The following is an 18,007-nucleotide window of genomic DNA, read 5'->3' on the forward strand; positions in this document are numbered from 1 at the left end:
GCGACGGTTCGTTATGCCTGGGCCGCGAGGACACGCCTTTCCCAGGGCGTGATTTCATCGAAGAAGCTGGTCAGTTCCAGGGTCTTGGAGGCGATGTAGCCTTCGATGAACTCCGTACCGAACAGTTCCTTCGCCAGATGACTACGCTTCAGACGCTCCAGGGCAGCATGCAAGGTACATGGCAGCGACAGATTATCCGGCACTTCGAATTCGCCCTGGATCGCCGCGCTCGGCTCCAGGCGATGTTCGATCCCATACAGCCCGGCGGCCAGGCTGGCGGCAATCGCCAGGTAGGGGTTGGCATCGGCCCCCGGCAAGCGGTTCTCGACCCGCCGGGCCGCCGGCGAACTGGCAGGAATCCGCAACCCGGCCGAACGGTTGTCATGGGACCAACAGGCATTGTTCGGCGAGGCGAACGGGTGGCACAGGCGCTGGTAGGAATTCACGTTCGGTGCGAACAAGGCGGTGAAATCCGCCAGGCATGCCTGTTGCCCACCGATGAAGTGCCGGAAAGTCGCCGTCGGTTCGCCCGCTTCGTCGCTGAAAACGTTGCGAGCGCTGTCCGCCTCGACGACGCTCTGGTGGATATGCATCGAACTGCCCGGCGTGTGGGCCAGGGGCTTGGCCATGCAGACCACGGTCAGGCCGTGCTTGAGCGCCACTTCCTTGAGCAGGTGCTTGAACAGGAAAGTCTGGTCGGCCAGCAACAGCGGGTCGCCGTGCAGCAGATTGATCTCGAACTGGCTCACGCCCATTTCATGCATGAAGGTGTCGCGAGGCAGGCCCAGCGCCGCCATGCATGCATAGACTTCACTGAAGAACGGGCGCAGGCCGTTGTTGGAGCTGACGCTGAACGCCGAATGGCCATCTTCGCGACGCCCGTCCAGGCCCATCGGCGGCTGGAACGGCTGGGTCGGGTCCGGGTTGGGGGCGAACACGAAGAATTCCAGTTCGGTCGCCACTACCGGCGCCAGGCCAAGGGCTGCATAGCGAGCGACAACGGCCTTGAGCTGGCCGCGCGTCGAGAGCCGGGAGCTTTCACCGGTCAACTCGTCGGCATCGCAGATCGCCAGGGCACGGGGCTGCTGGCTCCAAGGCAGGCGATGAATCTGTTTCGGATCGGCCACCAGCGCCAGGTCGCCGTCGTCGCTGCCGTAGAAACGCGACGGCGGATAACCGCCCATGATGCATTGCAGCAGCACGCCCCGCGCCAACTGCAACCGCCGGCCTTCGAGGAAACCCTCAGCGGTCATTACCTTGCCCCGCGGCACGCCATTCAAATCCGGCGTGACACATTCAATCTCATCAATGCCCGTCAGTCGCTGCGCGAGTGAACGCTGGCCATCGGTCGTCATGACGCAATCCTTGTTATGTGCGAGCCGCGAACGGCAACCCGTACAAAATAGGCTTCGGCTGTTCGGAATATCAAGCACCCACAGACAATTAAAATCTTGTGCAATACGAGTGTGGGAGCGAGCTTGCTCGCGATAGCGTTGGCTCAGTCAATACTGAGCTGACTGATACATCGCTATCGCGAGCAAGCTCGCTCCCACAGGGGATTTGTGCTGTTTTTTATAAGGGCACGCTCAGGGCAGGTAAAGCCGGAACACCCCGCCACCCAACACACCGCCATTGGCAATCTCGGTACGCCCGCTCACGCCGCCGCGCTGGTGCAGCCCGGCGATCCGCGCGGCGAAGTACAGGCCCAGCCCGGTGCTGCCAGTGCTGTGGTTGATGCCCTGCACATACTCGGCCTGACGCTCGATCATCTCTGGCGGGTAACCTTCGCCGTCGTCGTTGATGGTCAGCACCAGTTGCCCGGCCTCATCGCTGACACTGATCAGCAGCGCCTGGCGCGCATGGCGAATGGCGTTGTTGATGCAATTGTCGAGCACCGACGCCACCAGCTCACGGTCGAAAAAGCCCAAGGGGCTGAGCGGATCGACGTCATAGGTGACCATGATCCCGCGACTGCGGAACACGTCCTGATGGCCGGCCAGTTGCGCCTCGATGAAGTCATCCAGCTCATGGTAGGCCGGGTGCAGCGGCAACTGGTTGACGCCGAGCTTGTACAGCCCCAGCAACTGCACCATGAGGCCATTGAGGTGGGCGAACTCGAACTCGATGACGCCCTGCTCCGAGGTTTGCCGCTCGGATTCGGGCAAGCGTTCGAGCCATTGCCCATGCGCCTGCATGAGCAAGGTCAGGGAGTTTTTCATGTCGTGCACGGTCGACGCGATCACCGTGGAAAAATCGAGGGCCTGTTCGCTGTCATTCATCGCCAAATGCCTTGCTTCGCAGTTTTTGATAACGCGCAAAACGCGCATCGGTGTCGGGCATCATGCCCACCAGTTTCAGGCAGGCGCGGCACTCCTGCAGCAGTTCCGACTCCACGCTGGTGTCGGTGCCATGCAGCAGCGATTGCGCCATGTTCAGGGCAATACTGATGTTCTTCGGTTGCATCTTCAGGGCGCGGCGGAACAGCTCCCGCGCCTGCGGCAACGCGCCGGTCTTGTAGACCCGCACGCCTTCGCGGTTCAACTCGGCGGCGGCATTGCCTTGATTGAGGATGTTCGGATCGTCGGTGAGCTTGGCGATGCCTTGCATCACCGTCGGGTCATCACCGTAGATTTCCGCGCAGTTCTTGAGCATCGACTCGCCGGCGCTGGTCTGTCCAAGCATTTGCAACTGCTTGGCCACCAGCAACGCGGCCTCGGCGCTCATGAATTGCTCCATGCCATCAAGGCGCTGCAAAGCCTGTTCGGTGAGCTTTTCGGCGGTTTCGGCATCGTTGAGCAACAGGCTGGTGGCCTTCATCAGCCGCGCCCGAACCTGCAACCCCGGATCGTTGAGGTTGTCCTTCGCCACCGCGCTGAGAGTCGTGTTTATCTCCAGCCGGGTGCGGGTGTCGAGGCCTTTTTCGCTGCCCTTGCTGATCAGCGCATGGGCCAGGCCGAGGTTGCTTTCCGGGTCCTTGAAGCGCGACTGCGCGCCCTGCCCGACCGCCTGGCGATAGGCCCGGGAAGCCGTGTCATAGTCTTCGTTGGTCATCGCCAGCTTGCCCAACAACGATTGGCGGCGCACCGCCAGCGGCGACAGGCGCACCGCCTCTTCCAGCACGTGCTGCGCCTGTTTGGTGTCACCTTCGGCCACCAGCACATCGGCCATGCCGTCGTACAACGCCGGCATCATTGGAAAGACTTTCAGGGCCTTTTCGTAGACAGCCTTGGCCTGCCCCACCTGGCCGCGCTTGAACATCAACTTCCCCAGCCCCGCATAGGCCCACGGCAACGGGCGATCCGCGATGATGGAGTTGTACAGTCGTTCAAGAGCCTCGTTCTGATTCAGGTCGCGCAACGCATCGGCCCGATAACGCAGGCACAACGGCCCGTAGCGCGGGTCCTGCTTGCACAGGGCGATGCAGGCATTGAGCACTTCCATCGGCTTGCCACGATCAAGGGCTTGCAGGATCGGCTTGAGCAAGGTCTTGCGCTGCTCGAGCCGCTCCAGCCGCTGGGCCAGGCCGGAGCGGTTGAACGGTTTGGTCAGGTACGCATCGGGCTCATGCTCCAAGGCACTGAGCACCATCGCCTGGCTGGTCTCGGCGGTCACCATGAGGAAAACACTTTCATGGCTGATCAACTTTTCGACCATCAGGTCTTCAAGCACCTGCTGGCCATTCTTGCGCCCATCGCCCAGGTGATAATCCTGCAGGATGAAGTCATAGCGTTTCTGCGAACACATGCGCAGCGCCACTTCACCGGTGTCAGCGGTGTCCACGTCCTTGACGCCCAGCTCACGCAGCATGGAGCGAATCGAACTGCGGAAATCCGAGAAATCATCGACGATCAGAAAACTTTTTTGGTGGTACGCCAGCATCGAGGATGTCCAGGCAAGTAAGAAAATAACCCAATGGCATAACAACGAAACGCCCTGTCACAGCCCCGAGGCGCGCAGATGATAGCCACCAGCCAGCAACGTTCAAGGGATTTCAGCAACCGCTTGGCCTGGCTGTGTCGTGACGCACATTGCGAGCCGAAACGCTGGAGACAACCGGGCTCATTGGGTTATCGGCAGGAGATGGCGTTCCGTTAAGAGGAACATGTGGGAGAAACCAAGTGCAGACGACTGGCTGAACACCCGTGGCGAGGGAGCTTGCTCCCGCTGGGCCGCGCAGCGGACCTGTTTTTTGCGGCTGCTGCGCAACCGAGCGGGAGTAAGCGCTCATGGAACAAATTGCAACCATGTGATTTTTAAGGCTGAAAATACACATCGATCGTTCCCACGCTCCTGCGTGGGAATGTCGCCAGGGACGCTCCGCGTTCCGCTTCTGGAAGGTGACGCAGAGCGTCACGGGATGCATTCCCACGCAGAGCGTGGGAACGATCAAAAACAGATATCTCGTGGACGTCGCTCTAGTTCCCTGCGCCACAGCGCAGCGTCGAAGACGCGGTGGGGACTCCCTCGCCACGAAGGGTGATGTCAGGCTCGGGATCCACGCAAAACTTGCTCACTAACGACGTCCCAACAGCCTCGCCCAAAAACCTCCCATTTTCTCCACAACCACCGTAGCAGGAGGTGCAGCTTCCTGCCTGAGCGGATGCGTACTCGGCCCATTGGGTCTCAATAAGTCCCCTGGGTAATGCTCAAGACCCAAGCACTGTGAGTCGTCCATACCGAATGCCTTGACCGCCGCCACGGCCTCCACGCACCAACGACCGAAATAGGCGCCGCCGTCGAAATTTTCATCACCGTAGGTGTACCAATAGGGATGCCTATAACTGACAGCCTGAGGATCAGAGCCAGACTTGGCACCGGTACGCACCTCCGCGTACCAATGCTTGACGAACGCACTCAATAGAGATGCTTGCGAATCCGCCGGAGCGTCTATCGCCGTCAGCAACCGAGCGTAGGGTTTCGGATAAAGCAGCACAGCACCTGTTTTACGTTCAGGGCTGCGACTCGCGATTATTCGGTCGAGCAGCACGTCCTCGCCTTCGTTACCGATCAACGCCAATAACCGCTTCCACTGGTCATCTGGAATATCCAGCGCCAATCCCAAGCCCACCAGCCAGAAGCAGGTGATGTAATGGTCGTAGTTGACGCGCCAGCTATGGCGAGTGAATTGCTGCTCCTGGGTCCACACCGGCGCGCCAAGGCGCTCGGCCTCCTCCCAGGCATCGAGCAGCCCGGGAAAGTATCGCGACAGGTCCGCTATCGGTTCTCCAGCGGAATACCGGCGCAGCATCTGGTGCCAGTGTTTCTGCGCAATGATGAAAACGTACTGCGGCGCATAATCGGGATCGCCGGCAGGTTTGGCGGCAGTTTCAAGCGCCTCGACGATGCTCTCATCACCATACTCAACCCATTCCGACCAATAGAGGGAGTCTCCCAGCGGTGCCCGAATCACCTATGTTCCCTCCGAAATTCAACATCCTAGAATTTGCTTGTCTTTAAGCTGGGAGCCAGTGATCGCGCCTTCGTCTAAAGCCCGAAGAAACCCTCGTAAGCCGTCTCCACCCGAGCAGCAAGCTGATCAGAAATGATGATCAGGTTTCCTAGCGCAGCCGTCTCTGCGGACAACAAAGGACTCGACACCGCTGGAGCAGTCAAACCTAGTTGCTGTCGGACCTGGAAAATCGCATAGATCTCTAAAGGCAGCAAATCGAAAGGCGCATATTTAAACTCAGGGTCCCAAGCCCCACCGTTGTCTTCAGCGTTGGATAAATGATATTGACATAGCTCTTCCAGTGCATGAGCAAGCCCTTGTTCATTAGTCCATTCGTCTATCACTTTTTGATAAATACCCAGGTCCATCGACTTAATACCTGGAAGCGTATCTCCTTGCGAATAGACTGAATAAAGCCAGAGCATAAAAGGCTCGAATCGACGCTGTTTAAGATAGCTGGAGTCGACGGCGCCATTGATAGTCAGCATCCCGGCCAGCACATCGGCCACAGACGCGGCCAAATCTCGACGATCAGCCACTATCAATCCGGCCAGCAAGCATCCCGCAATGCTCAATTGGTTAGTCAAATTGGGGACAGTCTTGAGGCCTTGAAGAAAACTCGTTTTGGAGAAAGCCTTTGCTTTGAGCATCAGTGCCCAATAACGGTACATCATTGAACGCGAAACATGCTCCCAGCCAGAAACATCTCTGTCACTGATAGCGACTTCGCCCTGAATGCCATAATAGGTCGCCAGCATCCCCAATGAATCAGCCACGTTGTCCAATCCACCTAACGAGTCGCTGGCCAAATCTTCATCAATGTAGTCAAGCTCCTGAGCCGTCATGCCTTCCGACTGAGAAAGCCAACGTCGATGCTGCTCAAGTAGGCTATTGATTTTTTTCATTTCAGTACGTTCCCATGTAACCCAAAAACATCAATTGCGCGCCCAAGGAGAGACTCTCAATACTTCTCCCTTTAGATCAACACCGATCAAATTTCCGCTCACACTTTCAGGTGTTTGCCTAAACTCCCTGAGCATCTGACGTGCCCGCTGTTGATCAGCGACGTCTGTAAAAAGGGGACAGACCTATTTGGAAACTAGGAATTAAATAATCCGCCCTTCCAACAAACAAATTTATCCCCTTTCCTCCTTTCCCTCTTACTCGTTCAAGAACGCATCTGTCGCAGGATCATTAAATGAACCTCCAAGTTACATTTAACCAAATGATCTAGCGAAGCAGTCCCCCCAACAAACAATGCCGGCTCAAAGCCGTAAAGCTCACTCTCATCAAGCGCCCCCAACTTCTCTAGCGCTCGCTCAAATAGAAACTCACCTTGATCATCCTCCAAATCATAACGCTCCTTATCAGACATAGCGAAAAATGTCTGAAGGGCTAGATCCGGATTTTTGTTAGGCGTTTTCAGTTTACTCATTAACGCGACGATAGACCCCGTCGGACACGAAACAACAATCTTCTGATTGTATTTTTCACCCCAAGCATAGAGAGTCCCAAACGCGCTCCTCGCAATAACGTGGTAGTTATCTATTTGTGGAAATTCAGTGCCCGCGAGCCACATATCGAGCAGATGTTTATAATCATCCGGATTTACCGTCCAGAAAAGGCCATTGGCATATCCGCACCACCCCTCATCCTGCCAATAGTCAAGCAACGCCTCAGGCAGCACCCCACGATATTTAGCAATTTGGGAGTCAGGCACATGTCGATGAGATGTGGCTTCCCCCATCACGCTGATGAAATACTGGAAATCTTCGTCCCTCATCTTGCCTGTGCTCCTCTGAGTAGCTCTAGCCGGACATTCAATTTAGCGCTGCCAGCACCGGTGGAAATGGCCGTATCTACGGCTTGATCGACAGATGATAAACGACTTGACCAGCTAGCACCTATGGATGAGTTCACATTGGTGTCCCCCATCCTTACCGGCGCTGGCGTCGTCCAACCGCCTGCAACCATGTCAGGCTCGTGCAAGGCTGCAAGACTAGATTTAATTTCCTTGGCGCGATCTTTTGCCATCTGCGTTGCCGTAGAACGATCGACACCTTTATTTATTAAACTTTGTCGAATACTCTCAGACACTTCTCTCTCGAACTCACGACCTAGACTTCGCTGCATTGAATCAGCTGCGGGATTGCGGCCTTGTTGAATGTAGGCATCCCGTGCAATTTTAAACTCATCAGCTGTCATGCTATTAATCGCATCCTGCTGAGCTTGCAACTGCTTGTTGTACTCCTTCAAAAATGTTTTCTGCTGATCGGGGGACATTTCTTTGTAGCGAGGATTATCGTAGGGATTAAAACCGTCTAGCTTCAGCTCATCAAGACGATCAATCACCTTGGTTGGTTGAGTCCCCTTAACACCCGAACTATAGTCCACGGTGTTTTCAACAACCTTCCCATTAACCGTCGTCGTGCCAGGGCCATACCCCCCCTCAAGCTTCTTGCTATACGCCCACTCCACGCTGCTCCAGTTCATCAAGAAAAGGGGACAGATTTATTTGGAAACCTAGGAATTAAATAATCCGCCCTTTCCAATAAACTAATCTGCCCCCCTTTTCCCGCTTTTCCCAGATATGCCCTCTAGACCAGCCCCAAGATCGGCTTGATCTGTTCATTCATTTCCACAAAGGTTTCATAGGACATGCCCGGGTCATCATTGAGAACCAAATAAACCCCATCCATCAGCCGAACCGCCATAAGACACTTGCCTTGCAGTCGTGCAATGACTTCATCAGGGCCATAGCCAAGAGCACGCTGACAAAGGGCTGCATCCCAGAACTGGGCAGGAAATAGCGTATAAATATTGTTGCGCCCATCAACATCTATAGTTTTATCCTCACGCAGCCGATTGTAAGCCAAGTTATCATCATTCAACCCCCCTTGATAATACAGACCATACAAATCATAGGACACATGAGCCTTATACCCCTTAAACGCCTCAATCACTTTTGGCAAATACTCATTCACAACAAACTTATAATCAACAGCTTTGTTTGATATTTTAAATCCAAAACGCAAGTGCTCGTCATAGGAGGCCCTATCCTCATATATGTATCGATCACCACGATACGCATAGTCCCCCACAAACCGAAGCCCTCTGATGGGAAGCTTAACAGTATAGGTAGCAATCAACCCGTCGCCGCAACTCGGGGCGGCAGGAAGTTCAAGACCTGCGAACCCTAAAGGAGCACCAATCCGAGACATCCTATCCATGACCTCAGCATGCCGCTGATCTATAGATAAAGTTCTGTCAGGACGCGCATAAAGCCATAGTTCTATATCTGCTGCACTCATGGGTTTCTTGTCCTAGTACTAACAATGTTATCGAAGCCACTGGATCGAATGAAAGCCCTAGCCTGCGCCTCAACTTTCTGGTTAGGAAACTCATATACAACTTTAAACCCAGGATTCTGTTCCACAGCAGATTTCACACGCTGCAAAGTATCCATAACCGACTTCTGCGTTGAAGGACTCCAAATAGCCAACTTTGTCTTTGCATCAATTAACATAACAGATGAACCATCAGCCGCCTTCTCTATTCCGTCAAACTTAACAAAATTGACACCTTTTTCGTTGGGGTTGGTATAGCGCAGAGCCGGTACCGCTCCTTTACCTGTCGCTAAATCAGTAAACGCACCATTGGTACCCGCCTGAAAATCCTGCGCCGCCGGCTTGCCTTTTGGGCCTTCAGCAACATAAATCAGCCCTTTATTTTCACCGCCCAAGGCTCTTGCCTCAGTCTCGGTCAGTACCCGGGTATTGAGGTTTGGCAATAAATCATCAGCCTTACTTCCAGGCCCTTTTGCCCCAACACTATACTCCCCCGTATTCTCGACAACCTTCCCATTAAAAGTGGTCGTGCCAGGGCCATACCCCCCCTCAAGTTTCCCGCTATACGCCCCCTCCACGCTGGTCCAGTTCATCGGCTTACCAGCCGACGCTTCAGCTTTGGCAATGTTGGCCATATCGGCCATTTTTTCAAGCTCTTTTGCCCCTACCTTGATCCCGGTTTTCGCCAGCGCCACGCCGCCCTTGGCCGCCGTGCCCACGCCCGTGGCGATGGTGCCGACTTGCCAGACCAGTTCGCCAATATCCTCACCCAGTTGCACGGCACGTTCGTCGCCGCCGTGTTCCAGGGCGTCTTCGATACGTGCGATTTTGGCTTTGGCGTCATCGACCATGGCGTTGCCTAATCTCTGGCGTGCCTCGGGATCCTCGATCAAGGCTTTGATGCCTTTGATCCCTTCAACCGGATTAAGGAGGAATTGCGCCAGCCCTTCGACGTCGCTCCAACCCGCCTGCGCCAAGCCCTTGCCGATACCGAATCGGGTCAGTACTTCTTGTTTTTGGTAAATGTACCCCCACTTGGCAACCACCTTAGCTTTGCCCACCAGGTCAGCCTCGCTGTACTCCTTCTCCGCCTGAACCAGTTGCTGAGTCGCCAGCCAGTTGTTGTCCACCGCTGCGCCCGCCGCGCTGGTGGCCGTGGCCGGGTCGAGCGAGGAGCTGGTGGCGGCCAGCCCGGTGACGAGGCTGACGATCAGGTTGCGCTTGGCCTCACGCTGGGCTTCGCTTTCATCGGGGCTGGCTTCGGAGAACAGGCCGGTGAGCAGGCTCGACGCCGCCGCGCCTGCCGCACCGCTGCCACAGCTCTGGCTGCTGGCGGCGGCGCCGGCACAGGCGACGATGCCGTGCAGGGCGGCGTGCAGCGGCGAGCCTTCGGTGAGTTTGCCGTCCGCCACCAGGTCGCCGATGTAGCCGGCACCTTGCTGCTGCACGTAATTGACCACCAGCCCTTGAACGAAGGCACTGTTGCCGCCGCTGATGTTGCCGCTGGCCGCGCCCACCAGGGCGGTGGTGATCTGCCGGTAGGTACCGCCCGCGCCCCACTTGTCGGCGATGCCGCTGGCTTCGGCGTTCAGGCGCTGAGCGCTGCCGAGCAGCGCCAGGCGTTCGGTGTCGGTGAGTTTGGCGTTGGGGTCCAGGGCCGCTGTCTGAGCCGCCTCGGCCTGTTTGCGCTTGAGGTCGACTTCTTTGGCCTTGTTGGCGAGCAAGGTGCTGGCTTCGTTGGCGAACGCCCCGACGATCTCGAAACCGGCACGGATTTCGTCTTCGTCGAAGATCGGCTTGAGGGTGTTGGTGGTGTCGCGGTCGCTGGAGACATCGCGGTTGAGGCTGGCGATAGTTTGCTCGCCGTTCTTGCCGGTGCGCTTCTGTTGCTCGGCGTCGTTGCTGATGACGATGGTGCCGCCACTGATGCCGCTGCGGGTGACGCTGCTGGCATCGTCGCTGGCACTGATGGCGATCGGCATCGTGGCGCTGAGGTCGTTGTCGTTCTTCGGCAGGTCGGTGCCAGGGGTTTGCGTGCCGCCGCTGGTGGCGTTGCCCTGCTGGTCCTTGCCGACTTCGCGATAGCCGCCGCCGACGCTGACGGTGCTGGCGTCGTACTCGGCTTTGTTCTTGATGTCGCGACTGGTGAGGCTGGCGGTGACCAGGCGATTCTTACCGTCCTGCACGGCCTTGTCGCTGCTGGCGATGACAGCGCCGACCAGATCGGTGTTGCCACCCACCCGAATGTCGAACCCGTCGTCCCCGGCCTTGATGCCCGATTGCTCGGTCACGCTGGCGTAATTGGAGTCGATATCCGTGGCACCGAAGCTGCCGCTGGCACCGCTGACCGAACTCATGCCGAAACAGAACGGCGGAATGCACAGGCTGATACCAACGCCCAGGCTCTTCTCATCGACCACGTAGGTGTTGGTGTCTTGCAGACTTTCGATGTTCAGGTCGCCGCCGATATCGGCCAAGACCTGTTTGCCGCTCGCCACCGCGCCTTTGAGGTTGGTGTCACCGCCCGAGGACAGCAACAACTGGTTGCCCGCCTGGACATGGGTATTGGTGTGGGTGAGGCCATCGCCATCCGCCTGGCCGCGGCTGCCGGACACCCCCAGGTCCAGGGTGAAGCCGTTGCGAGCACCGAGGGAAAAGCCAATGCCGATGCTCGCGCTGCTGCCTTTGCTGTCGGTTTCCTGCTTGTCGATATTGCGCGCGGCGAGCAGGTTGATATCGCCGTCCGCCAGCAGGCTGGCGTTGCGGCCGGCCTTGATATCGCTGCCTTGCACATTGATGTCGCTCGCGGCGCCAGCTCCCGTGGCGCGCAGGCGAACGTCGTTGCCGGCGGTCATGGTCGAGCCAGCCGCGCTGTCGCTGGTGTAGGTGGTGGTGCTTTCGTTCTTCTTGGTGCCCAGCGACAGGCTGATGTTGATCCCGCCCACCGCGCCCGGGTCCATCGCCACGGCAGTGGCGGCATTGTTGGCCGCCAGCACGGCAGTGGCGGCAGCCAGGGCCTTCATGCGCCCGTCGTCGGTTTTCTCCGACGCCCGTTTCATTTGCTGGGACGTCTGGATCGCACTGATCACCGGGTTGGTCACGGTGAGGGTGAACCCGGTCTGCTTGAACAGGGTTTCCCGCTCGCGCTCGCGGGTGTTGCGCGCCTCGACGACGTCGATGGTCTGCGCCGTGACGTCGATGTTACCTTGTGGCGCCGACACCTGACTGCCCACCTGGCGGTAGCCCTTGCCCGCTTCGATCAACACATCGCCAGCGGTGGAGCCGACGGTGCTGGCCACGGCCGTGTGCTCGGTGGTGAGGTCCTTGACGCTCTGTTGCTGGCTGCCCAGGGTGACGGCAATGCCACCGCCGCTGAACAGGCCGCTTTTTTTCACGGACTTGTCATGGCGTTCGCTGCTGCTGGCGGTGTCGGCTTCGATGTTGACGTTGTTGTCCGCCACCAGCACCGTCTGGGTCGTGGACACCACGTTGCTGCCCTTGAGGTTGATGTCTCGACCGGCCTGCACATAGGTCTGCTCGCCACTCAGGGTGGAGCCTTCGACCGAGGTCTGGCTGATGGTGTCGCGGGTGGTGGTGGTCTTGCTGGAGAACATCCCGTTGCTGCCCTTGACCTTGTGGGCTTCATCGGCGAACTGATAGTTCTGGCCGGCGGTCAGGTTGACGTCGCGCTTGGCCTCGGCAAACACCGCGCCTTGCTCGCTGGTGACATGGGCGGCGCGGGCGTTGAGGTCCTGGCCTGCGCTCAAGCGCACGTCGCCCTGCCCTTGGACCTGGGAGCCAACTTCGGTCTGGCTGGCGTCCTTGCGCCAGTTGCTGCTGTTCCAGGTCAGCGCTTGCTCGTGGGCTTCGCCGACCGTGGCCAGGTTGATGTTCTTGCCCGCCTCCAGCAACGTACTGCCGCCCTTGCCGGCATTGACCACCTGGGCTCCGGTGAGGTTGAGGTCGTTGCCGGCACTCACGCCCATCGTGCCCTGGGCGCCACTGACGAACAGCCCGGCCACCCGCGACAAGTTGGTGCGGGTGCCTTGGGCGCTGCTGCTGTCCCGGCTGCTGGAGATGACGTTGATGTCCTGCCCGGCCTTGACCGACAGGCTGTCCACGGCACCGATCAGGCCGCCGAGGTTGTTGAGGTTTTCCCGCGCGGCGAGCGATACCTTGTCGGCCTGGATGCGCCCACCGAGGTTCTCGATGTTCTGCGCGGTGATCGCCATGACACTGCGCCCCGCCAGGCTGCCACTGTTGACCAGGTCGCCGGCGATGTTCAGGTTCAACTGCTGCCCGGCAATCAAGGCACCGGAGCCGTTGAGGTCGCCTTCCTGGACCCGTACGTACACCTGCGGCACCAGCACGTTGCGGGTGTCACCGTTGGCCAGGGTGACTTGCTTCTGCACCAGCCAGACGATGTCACTGGTCAACTGGGCCATCTGCTCGGAGGTCAGGGCCACGCCGGGCACCAGTTGCCATTGGCTGGCGACGGTCACGGCGTTGTCGATCAGGGCGCGGTACTGCACTTCGTCATTGGCATAGCCATCGAGGAAACGTCGGCCGGTGAGTTGCGCGATCTGTTCACGAATCAATTTCTGTTCGTAGAAGCCGTCGCCCAGACGTTGTTGCGTCAGGGCCGGGTCCACTTGCAAACGCTGCAACATGTAGTCCGACGACAGCCAGGTGCGGTAACTGGCAAAACGCGGGTCGGTTTCGATCAGGTAGCTGCTGGTGTTCTGGGGATTGGTGGTGAACAAGCTGTTGTTCGGCAAGGCCAGGGATGGCCCGCCACTGCGAATCTGCTCGGCCACGCCCTTGCTGTTGAGGGTGGTCTGAGCCGCGACCTGCACGATAGGCGCCACTTGATAGGTTCTGCCGACCGGGGCACTGACCGTGCCCGGGGCGGCGATCTGCTCGCCGACGCCCTGTGTGGCGCGGGCGCTGATCTGGGTGCCGGTACCGTTGCCGGCGGCGTTCTGGGCGAACACGGTCGGCTGCAGGGTGATGTCCTGAATCAAGGGCGCAGGCGTGTAGGCCGTGACGGCCGTTCCCTGACGGTCCCGGCCCTTGCGCTGGATGCGATAGAAATTGCTGGCGGTGCCACTGTCGGTAGTGGTGCGCTGGCCGGTCAGTTCGGTGTTGGTCAGGCTGGTAATGTTGGCTTGCAACAACCCACCGGCAATGATGCGGCTCTTGTCGTTGAGCACATCCCCTGCGTTGATCTGCATCGTCCCGCCAGACAGGATCTGCGCCGGCGCCGAGGTGGCGATCTGGGTTTCCTGGACCACGCGGGTGTAGTCGTAGCGGTTCCAGTTGTCTTTGCGACCTTCAGGCGTGTAGAGGTAAAGGACCTCATCGTTACGCAGAGAAATCTGGTCGCCCTGGTAGCGGTTTGGCGAACCGCTGAGCTGGAACTCCTGCAAGGCGGTGCGGCTGACTTCCACCTGTTGGGTGCTGAAGTGTTCGTTGGTGTTGCGCACGCTTTGCACATCGAGCGACAGGTTGCCGAGGGCCTCGATGGTCGCACTGGCGTTGGTCAACAGTTGGGCCCGGCCCTGGGCCTTGTCACTGGCGTTCAGCGCACCGCCGATGGCGAGGTCCCCGGCACTGAAGATCATTGCCTGTTCGCGGTTGTCCAGGGTGCCGGTGCCAATGTCCAGCGACTCGCGGGCGGCGATGGTCGCGGCGAGGCCGTTCTCATCGCGGTTGCTCAGTGCCGAGGTGGCGATCGCCAGTCGATCACCGTACAGACGCCCGGTGCCCAGGTTATTGAGCGACAGCGCTTGCACACGCACTTGCTGTCCGTCGATCAGGCCACGGTTGGTCAGGCTGTCGTTGACGGTCAGGCGAACCTGGCCGGCGCTGATCTCACCGCTGGCGGCGTTGTCCAGCGTCTGCGAGCGCACCAGCAGGAGATTGCCTGCCAACAGTTTTCCGCTGTTGTTGAAAGCGCCCTCGGTGCTCAGGTCAATCTTGTTGTTGGCCTGGATCTGTCCACTCAGGTCCAGGCCACTTTGCAGGCTGAACGTCAGGTCACCCAGGCTCAGGGCCCGACCGGTGCCTGCGTAATAGGCCGCGTTAAGGGACAACAGGCTGCCGGCGAGCAAGGTCCCGTCGAGGTTGTGCACTGCCTGGCGACGCTGCGCCGGATCGCGATCAGTGATGGTCAGGCCGGCCCCCGCGGAAATCAGGCCGCCCTGGTTATCCAGCGCTTGGCTGACGCCGATGGACAATCCTTGGTCGGCGCGCACGGCACCGGCCTGGTTGCCAAAAGTGTCGAGCACCAGGCTCATGGCACGACCTTCAAGGCCCTGGTTGGCACCCTGGGTGGCGCTGTTGTCGAGCACGCCGGCCGTCACGCCCAGCGTTCCCGCACTGCGCACCAATCCACCCTGGTTGGTGAGCGTCTCACCCAGCACCAACTGGACATCGCCGAGGCCTTGCAATTGACCGCCGCGGTTATCCACCCGGGCGCCTTCGACTTGTACGCTCTTCTCACCAATGACCTGGCCGCCGCTGCCGTTGGTAAGGTCGGTGGCCTTGAGCACCAGCGCGCCTTTGGCGCCGAGGAAGCCGGCGCTGTTGTTGAAATGGGCGCTGTGGATTTCCACCGCACCCTGGCCGCTGATGCCTTGGGTGGTGCCGGACTGAAGGTTGTTCAGCGCCTGGCTGCCGGTGTCGATGAACAGCTTACCCTTGGCCTGGATCAGGCCCGCCGCGTTGCGCAGTTCACCGCTGCGCAGGTCGAGGGTCGCACCGGCATTCAACGTGCCCTGGCTGTTGTCCATCAGCAGGTCGTGGCTGTCCAGGTCCAGGGCCTGGCCACTGATCACCCCGCCCTGGTTATTCAGGCCCTGGGCCGACAGATCGATATCGCCCAGCGCTTCAAGGCGCCCGCCGCTGTTGTTCAATTCATCGGCCGAGACACTGACCAGCAAGCCGGACTTCACCGAACCCAGCACGCCATTGGTGTTGTTCAACTGCCCGGCGATGATCTCCATGCGCTGGGTGGCGGCGAGCGTGCCGCCGATATTGTTCAAGCGGTCGAACTCCGCGTGCAGCTCACCGCCGGCGCTCACCGTGCCTTGGGTGTTATCCAGCGCCTCGCCGCTGACCTTTGTCGTACCGCTGGCGGCCAGCGTCCCGCCGCCGTTATTGATCTCGTTGTCGGCCGTGACGGTCAACGCACCGTTATTGGTGGCGAGGACTTTGCCGCCCTGGTTGTTCAACGTGCCGACCTTCACGCTCACCGCGCCGGGACTGCTGACTTGCCCGGCCTGATTGTCGAAACGTTCACGGGCAGTGACCTGCAAGGGCTGCGCGCCGGTCTGGAGAATGCGTCCGCGCTGGTTGGACAAGGTCGTGGTGTCGAGCGTGATCTGTTGGCCTTGGGTCAGGCCATCATCGACCACCGCCTCGCGGGCCTTGACGCTCAATGTGCCATTGCTCGCCAGGGTGCCTTTGCTGCCGGCCAACTGGTCGGCCTGGATGTCCAGGGTGCCTTTGCCGGCGTGCTCGACCGTGCCGCTGCTGTTGTCCAGGCGATTGGCGCCAAGCTTCAGGTTGTTGGCGTTGGAGGCAATACGGCCACGGCTGTTGTCGAGCGTGGCAGTGGCTTTGATCGACGCGTCGGCGGTGCCGGTCTGCACCAGCTCACCACCAGCATTGGAGACATCCCGCGCGCTCACTTGCAGGTTGCCAGCGGTGACTTTGGCCCCATCGGTGCGCAGGGTCTTGGCCGCTTTGGCAGTCAGCACCTGGGTCGCATCGACTTGACTGCCGCTGAGGTTGGCATCGCCGGTGCTGGCCGTCAGGGTGACGTTGTGGCCCAGGGTCTGGCTGCTGCTCAGGTCCAGCTCAGCGGCCTCGACGCTGACATCGCCGCCGGCAAGGTTCTGGCCTTGCGCCTTGACCGTTGTGGCTCGTAACGCGAGGTTGCCGCTGCTGCCCAACTTGCCGTCCACCCCGACGCCCGCAGCCAGGCTCGAGGCCGTGGTGCTGCGAATGTTCTTGGCGGTCAGCGTGGTGTTGCTCTGGCTGGCCACGGTGCCGCTGTTGTCGATGTCACCGGCACTGTTGAGGCCCAGGTCGCCCTTGGCGTAGAGCGTGCCGCTGTTTTCAACACTGCCAGCAGTGATTCGGGTCGCCGCTGCGCTGCTGATCGCGCCCTGGTTTTGCAACTTGCCGTCGGCGCTGATCACCACCTCGCCAGCCATGGCGCCGATCTGCCCGGCGTTGCGCACACCCACGCCGGATTCGGTGCCCACCAGCATGATCTTCCCGGCATACATGCCGCCGAGCTTGGCAACGTCGATGGCAACGGTGGGTTTGTCTCCCTCGGCGGCTGACAGCGGCGTGGCCTGGGTGTTGTCGGCATTGACCTGATTGCGTCCGGTCGTAACCTTCAAGTCGTTGGCCCACACCCCGGCGTTGACCTGCACTGAGCGGGCAATCAGGTCCGTGTAGTCGGTCTCGCGGGCATCCAGGCCTTTGCCTTCGATATTGATGGTGCCGCCCTGCACGGTGTAGCCGGTGATGCGACCGTTCTCCAACTGCGCCCGACCGGTGCTGAGGGTGGCCCGGTCGGCGTTGATGAAGCCGCAACCGTTGCAGGTGATACCGGACGGGTTGGCGATCACCACTTCGGCGCGCTGGCCGGCGACTTCGACGTAACCGCGCAATTGGCTGGGATTGCTGGAATTGACTTCGTTGAGGATGACCCGCGCGCTGCCATTGCCCAACATCGGGTTGCCTTCGATCCAACCGCCCAGTTTCGTCTGGCTATTGCCCGTGCCGTTGTTGAGGATCACCCCCCGGCCGTCGACGTCGAACTGGTTGTAGGTGTTGCGCGAGACACCGCCGGCGCTGGGGGCGCGGATATTCACTTGCGGCGTACCGTTGGCACTTTGTATCACTGTCGGTCGTTGGCCGGCCGGAGCGCCTGGGTCGGCGACGATGGTGGCGGCCCAGGTCGGCGCCACACTCAAGGACACCAGGCCAATCGCGGTCATCACAGCAAAGCGCAACGCCCCGAGCGTCGCCGTGCAGGCCACTGCGCCCGTCATCGGACCGGAGCGGGTCCCCGGCGCCTTGACCTGGCTGGTGACGTTCTCGGCCACGACCATCAGCAGTCCGCGGGCCTTGTTGAAAACGATTCGGTACAGATGCTTGTTCATAGCAATTCCATTTGCGGAGCCAGCCCGCA

General features: G+C 59.6%; 9 protein-coding genes. All 9 read right to left on the reverse strand.

Going from position 1 to position 18,007, the window contains the following annotated elements; translation table 11 throughout:
- Window positions 1-11: 11 nt before the first annotated feature.
- On the reverse strand, window positions 12-1,253 hold the full coding sequence (locus tag Q7F16_RS16150) for a glutamine synthetase family protein (RefSeq protein ID WP_409557041.1): 1,242 nt from the start codon (window positions 1,251-1,253) through the stop codon (window positions 12-14).
- Window positions 1,254-1,586: 333 nt separating this feature from the next.
- Window positions 1,587-2,279, reverse strand: coding sequence for a sensor histidine kinase (locus tag Q7F16_RS16155; protein WP_014339790.1), 693 nt, complete (start codon window positions 2,277-2,279; stop codon window positions 1,587-1,589).
- Window positions 2,272-3,879 carry a tetratricopeptide repeat-containing response regulator gene (locus Q7F16_RS16160; protein ID WP_046062542.1) on the reverse strand — a complete coding sequence of 536 codons (1,608 nt, stop codon included), beginning with the start codon at window positions 3,877-3,879 and terminating at the stop codon, window positions 2,272-2,274. Before Q7F16_RS16160 ends, Q7F16_RS16155 begins: the two co-directional genes overlap by 8 nt.
- A 634-nt stretch (window positions 3,880-4,513) precedes the next feature.
- Window positions 4,514-5,410: a PoNi-like cognate immunity protein gene (locus Q7F16_RS16165; protein ID WP_409557002.1), complete on the reverse strand. Its 897-nt coding sequence runs from the start codon at window positions 5,408-5,410 to the stop codon at window positions 4,514-4,516.
- Window positions 5,411-5,484: 74 nt separating this feature from the next.
- Entirely contained in the window at window positions 5,485-6,354 is an 870-nt protein-coding gene (locus Q7F16_RS16170) for a hypothetical protein (protein WP_014339793.1), read from the reverse strand.
- Between the two features lie 263 nt (window positions 6,355-6,617).
- Window positions 6,618-7,232: a GAD-like domain-containing protein gene (locus Q7F16_RS16175; protein ID WP_046062545.1), complete on the reverse strand. Its 615-nt coding sequence runs from the start codon at window positions 7,230-7,232 to the stop codon at window positions 6,618-6,620.
- Window positions 7,229-7,927, reverse strand: coding sequence for a polymorphic toxin type 15 domain-containing protein (locus Q7F16_RS16180; protein ID WP_409557001.1), 699 nt, complete (start codon window positions 7,925-7,927; stop codon window positions 7,229-7,231). Before Q7F16_RS16180 ends, Q7F16_RS16175 begins: the two co-directional genes overlap by 4 nt.
- A 119-nt stretch (window positions 7,928-8,046) precedes the next feature.
- A complete protein-coding gene (locus Q7F16_RS16185; RefSeq protein ID WP_409557000.1) occupies window positions 8,047-8,760 on the reverse strand; it encodes a hypothetical protein in 714 nt (237 codons plus the stop codon).
- Window positions 8,757-17,978: a two-partner secretion domain-containing protein gene (locus Q7F16_RS16190; protein WP_409556999.1), complete on the reverse strand. Its 9,222-nt coding sequence runs from the start codon at window positions 17,976-17,978 to the stop codon at window positions 8,757-8,759. The genes Q7F16_RS16185 and Q7F16_RS16190 overlap by 4 nt, the downstream gene beginning before the upstream one ends.
- Window positions 17,979-18,007 lie beyond the last annotated feature (29 nt).

This window comes from Pseudomonas sp. Lb2C2 (assembly GCF_052112205.1).
GTDB classification, from domain to species: Bacteria; Pseudomonadota; Gammaproteobacteria; order Pseudomonadales; family Pseudomonadaceae; genus Aquipseudomonas; species Aquipseudomonas kilonensis.

Bases quoted from the DNA above. Each gene is read 5' to 3' on its own strand.
- Q7F16_RS16150 (WP_409557041.1), bottom strand. From the start codon at position 1,253: ATGACCGCTGAGGGTTTCCTCGAAGGCCGGCGGTTGCAGTTGGCGCGG.
- Q7F16_RS16155 (WP_014339790.1), bottom strand. From the start codon at position 2,279: ATGAATGACAGCGAACAGGCCCTCGATTTTTCCACGGTGATCGCGTCG.
- Q7F16_RS16160 (WP_046062542.1), bottom strand. From the start codon at position 3,879: ATGCTGGCGTACCACCAAAAAAGTTTTCTGATCGTCGATGATTTCTCG.
- Q7F16_RS16170 (WP_014339793.1), bottom strand. From the start codon at position 6,354: ATGAAAAAAATCAATAGCCTACTTGAGCAGCATCGACGTTGGCTTTCT.
- Q7F16_RS16175 (WP_046062545.1), bottom strand. From the start codon at position 7,232: ATGAGGGACGAAGATTTCCAGTATTTCATCAGCGTGATGGGGGAAGCC.
- Q7F16_RS16185 (WP_409557000.1), bottom strand. From the start codon at position 8,760: ATGAGTGCAGCAGATATAGAACTATGGCTTTATGCGCGTCCTGACAGA.
- Q7F16_RS16190 (WP_409556999.1), bottom strand. From the start codon at position 17,978: ATGAACAAGCATCTGTACCGAATCGTTTTCAACAAGGCCCGCGGACTG.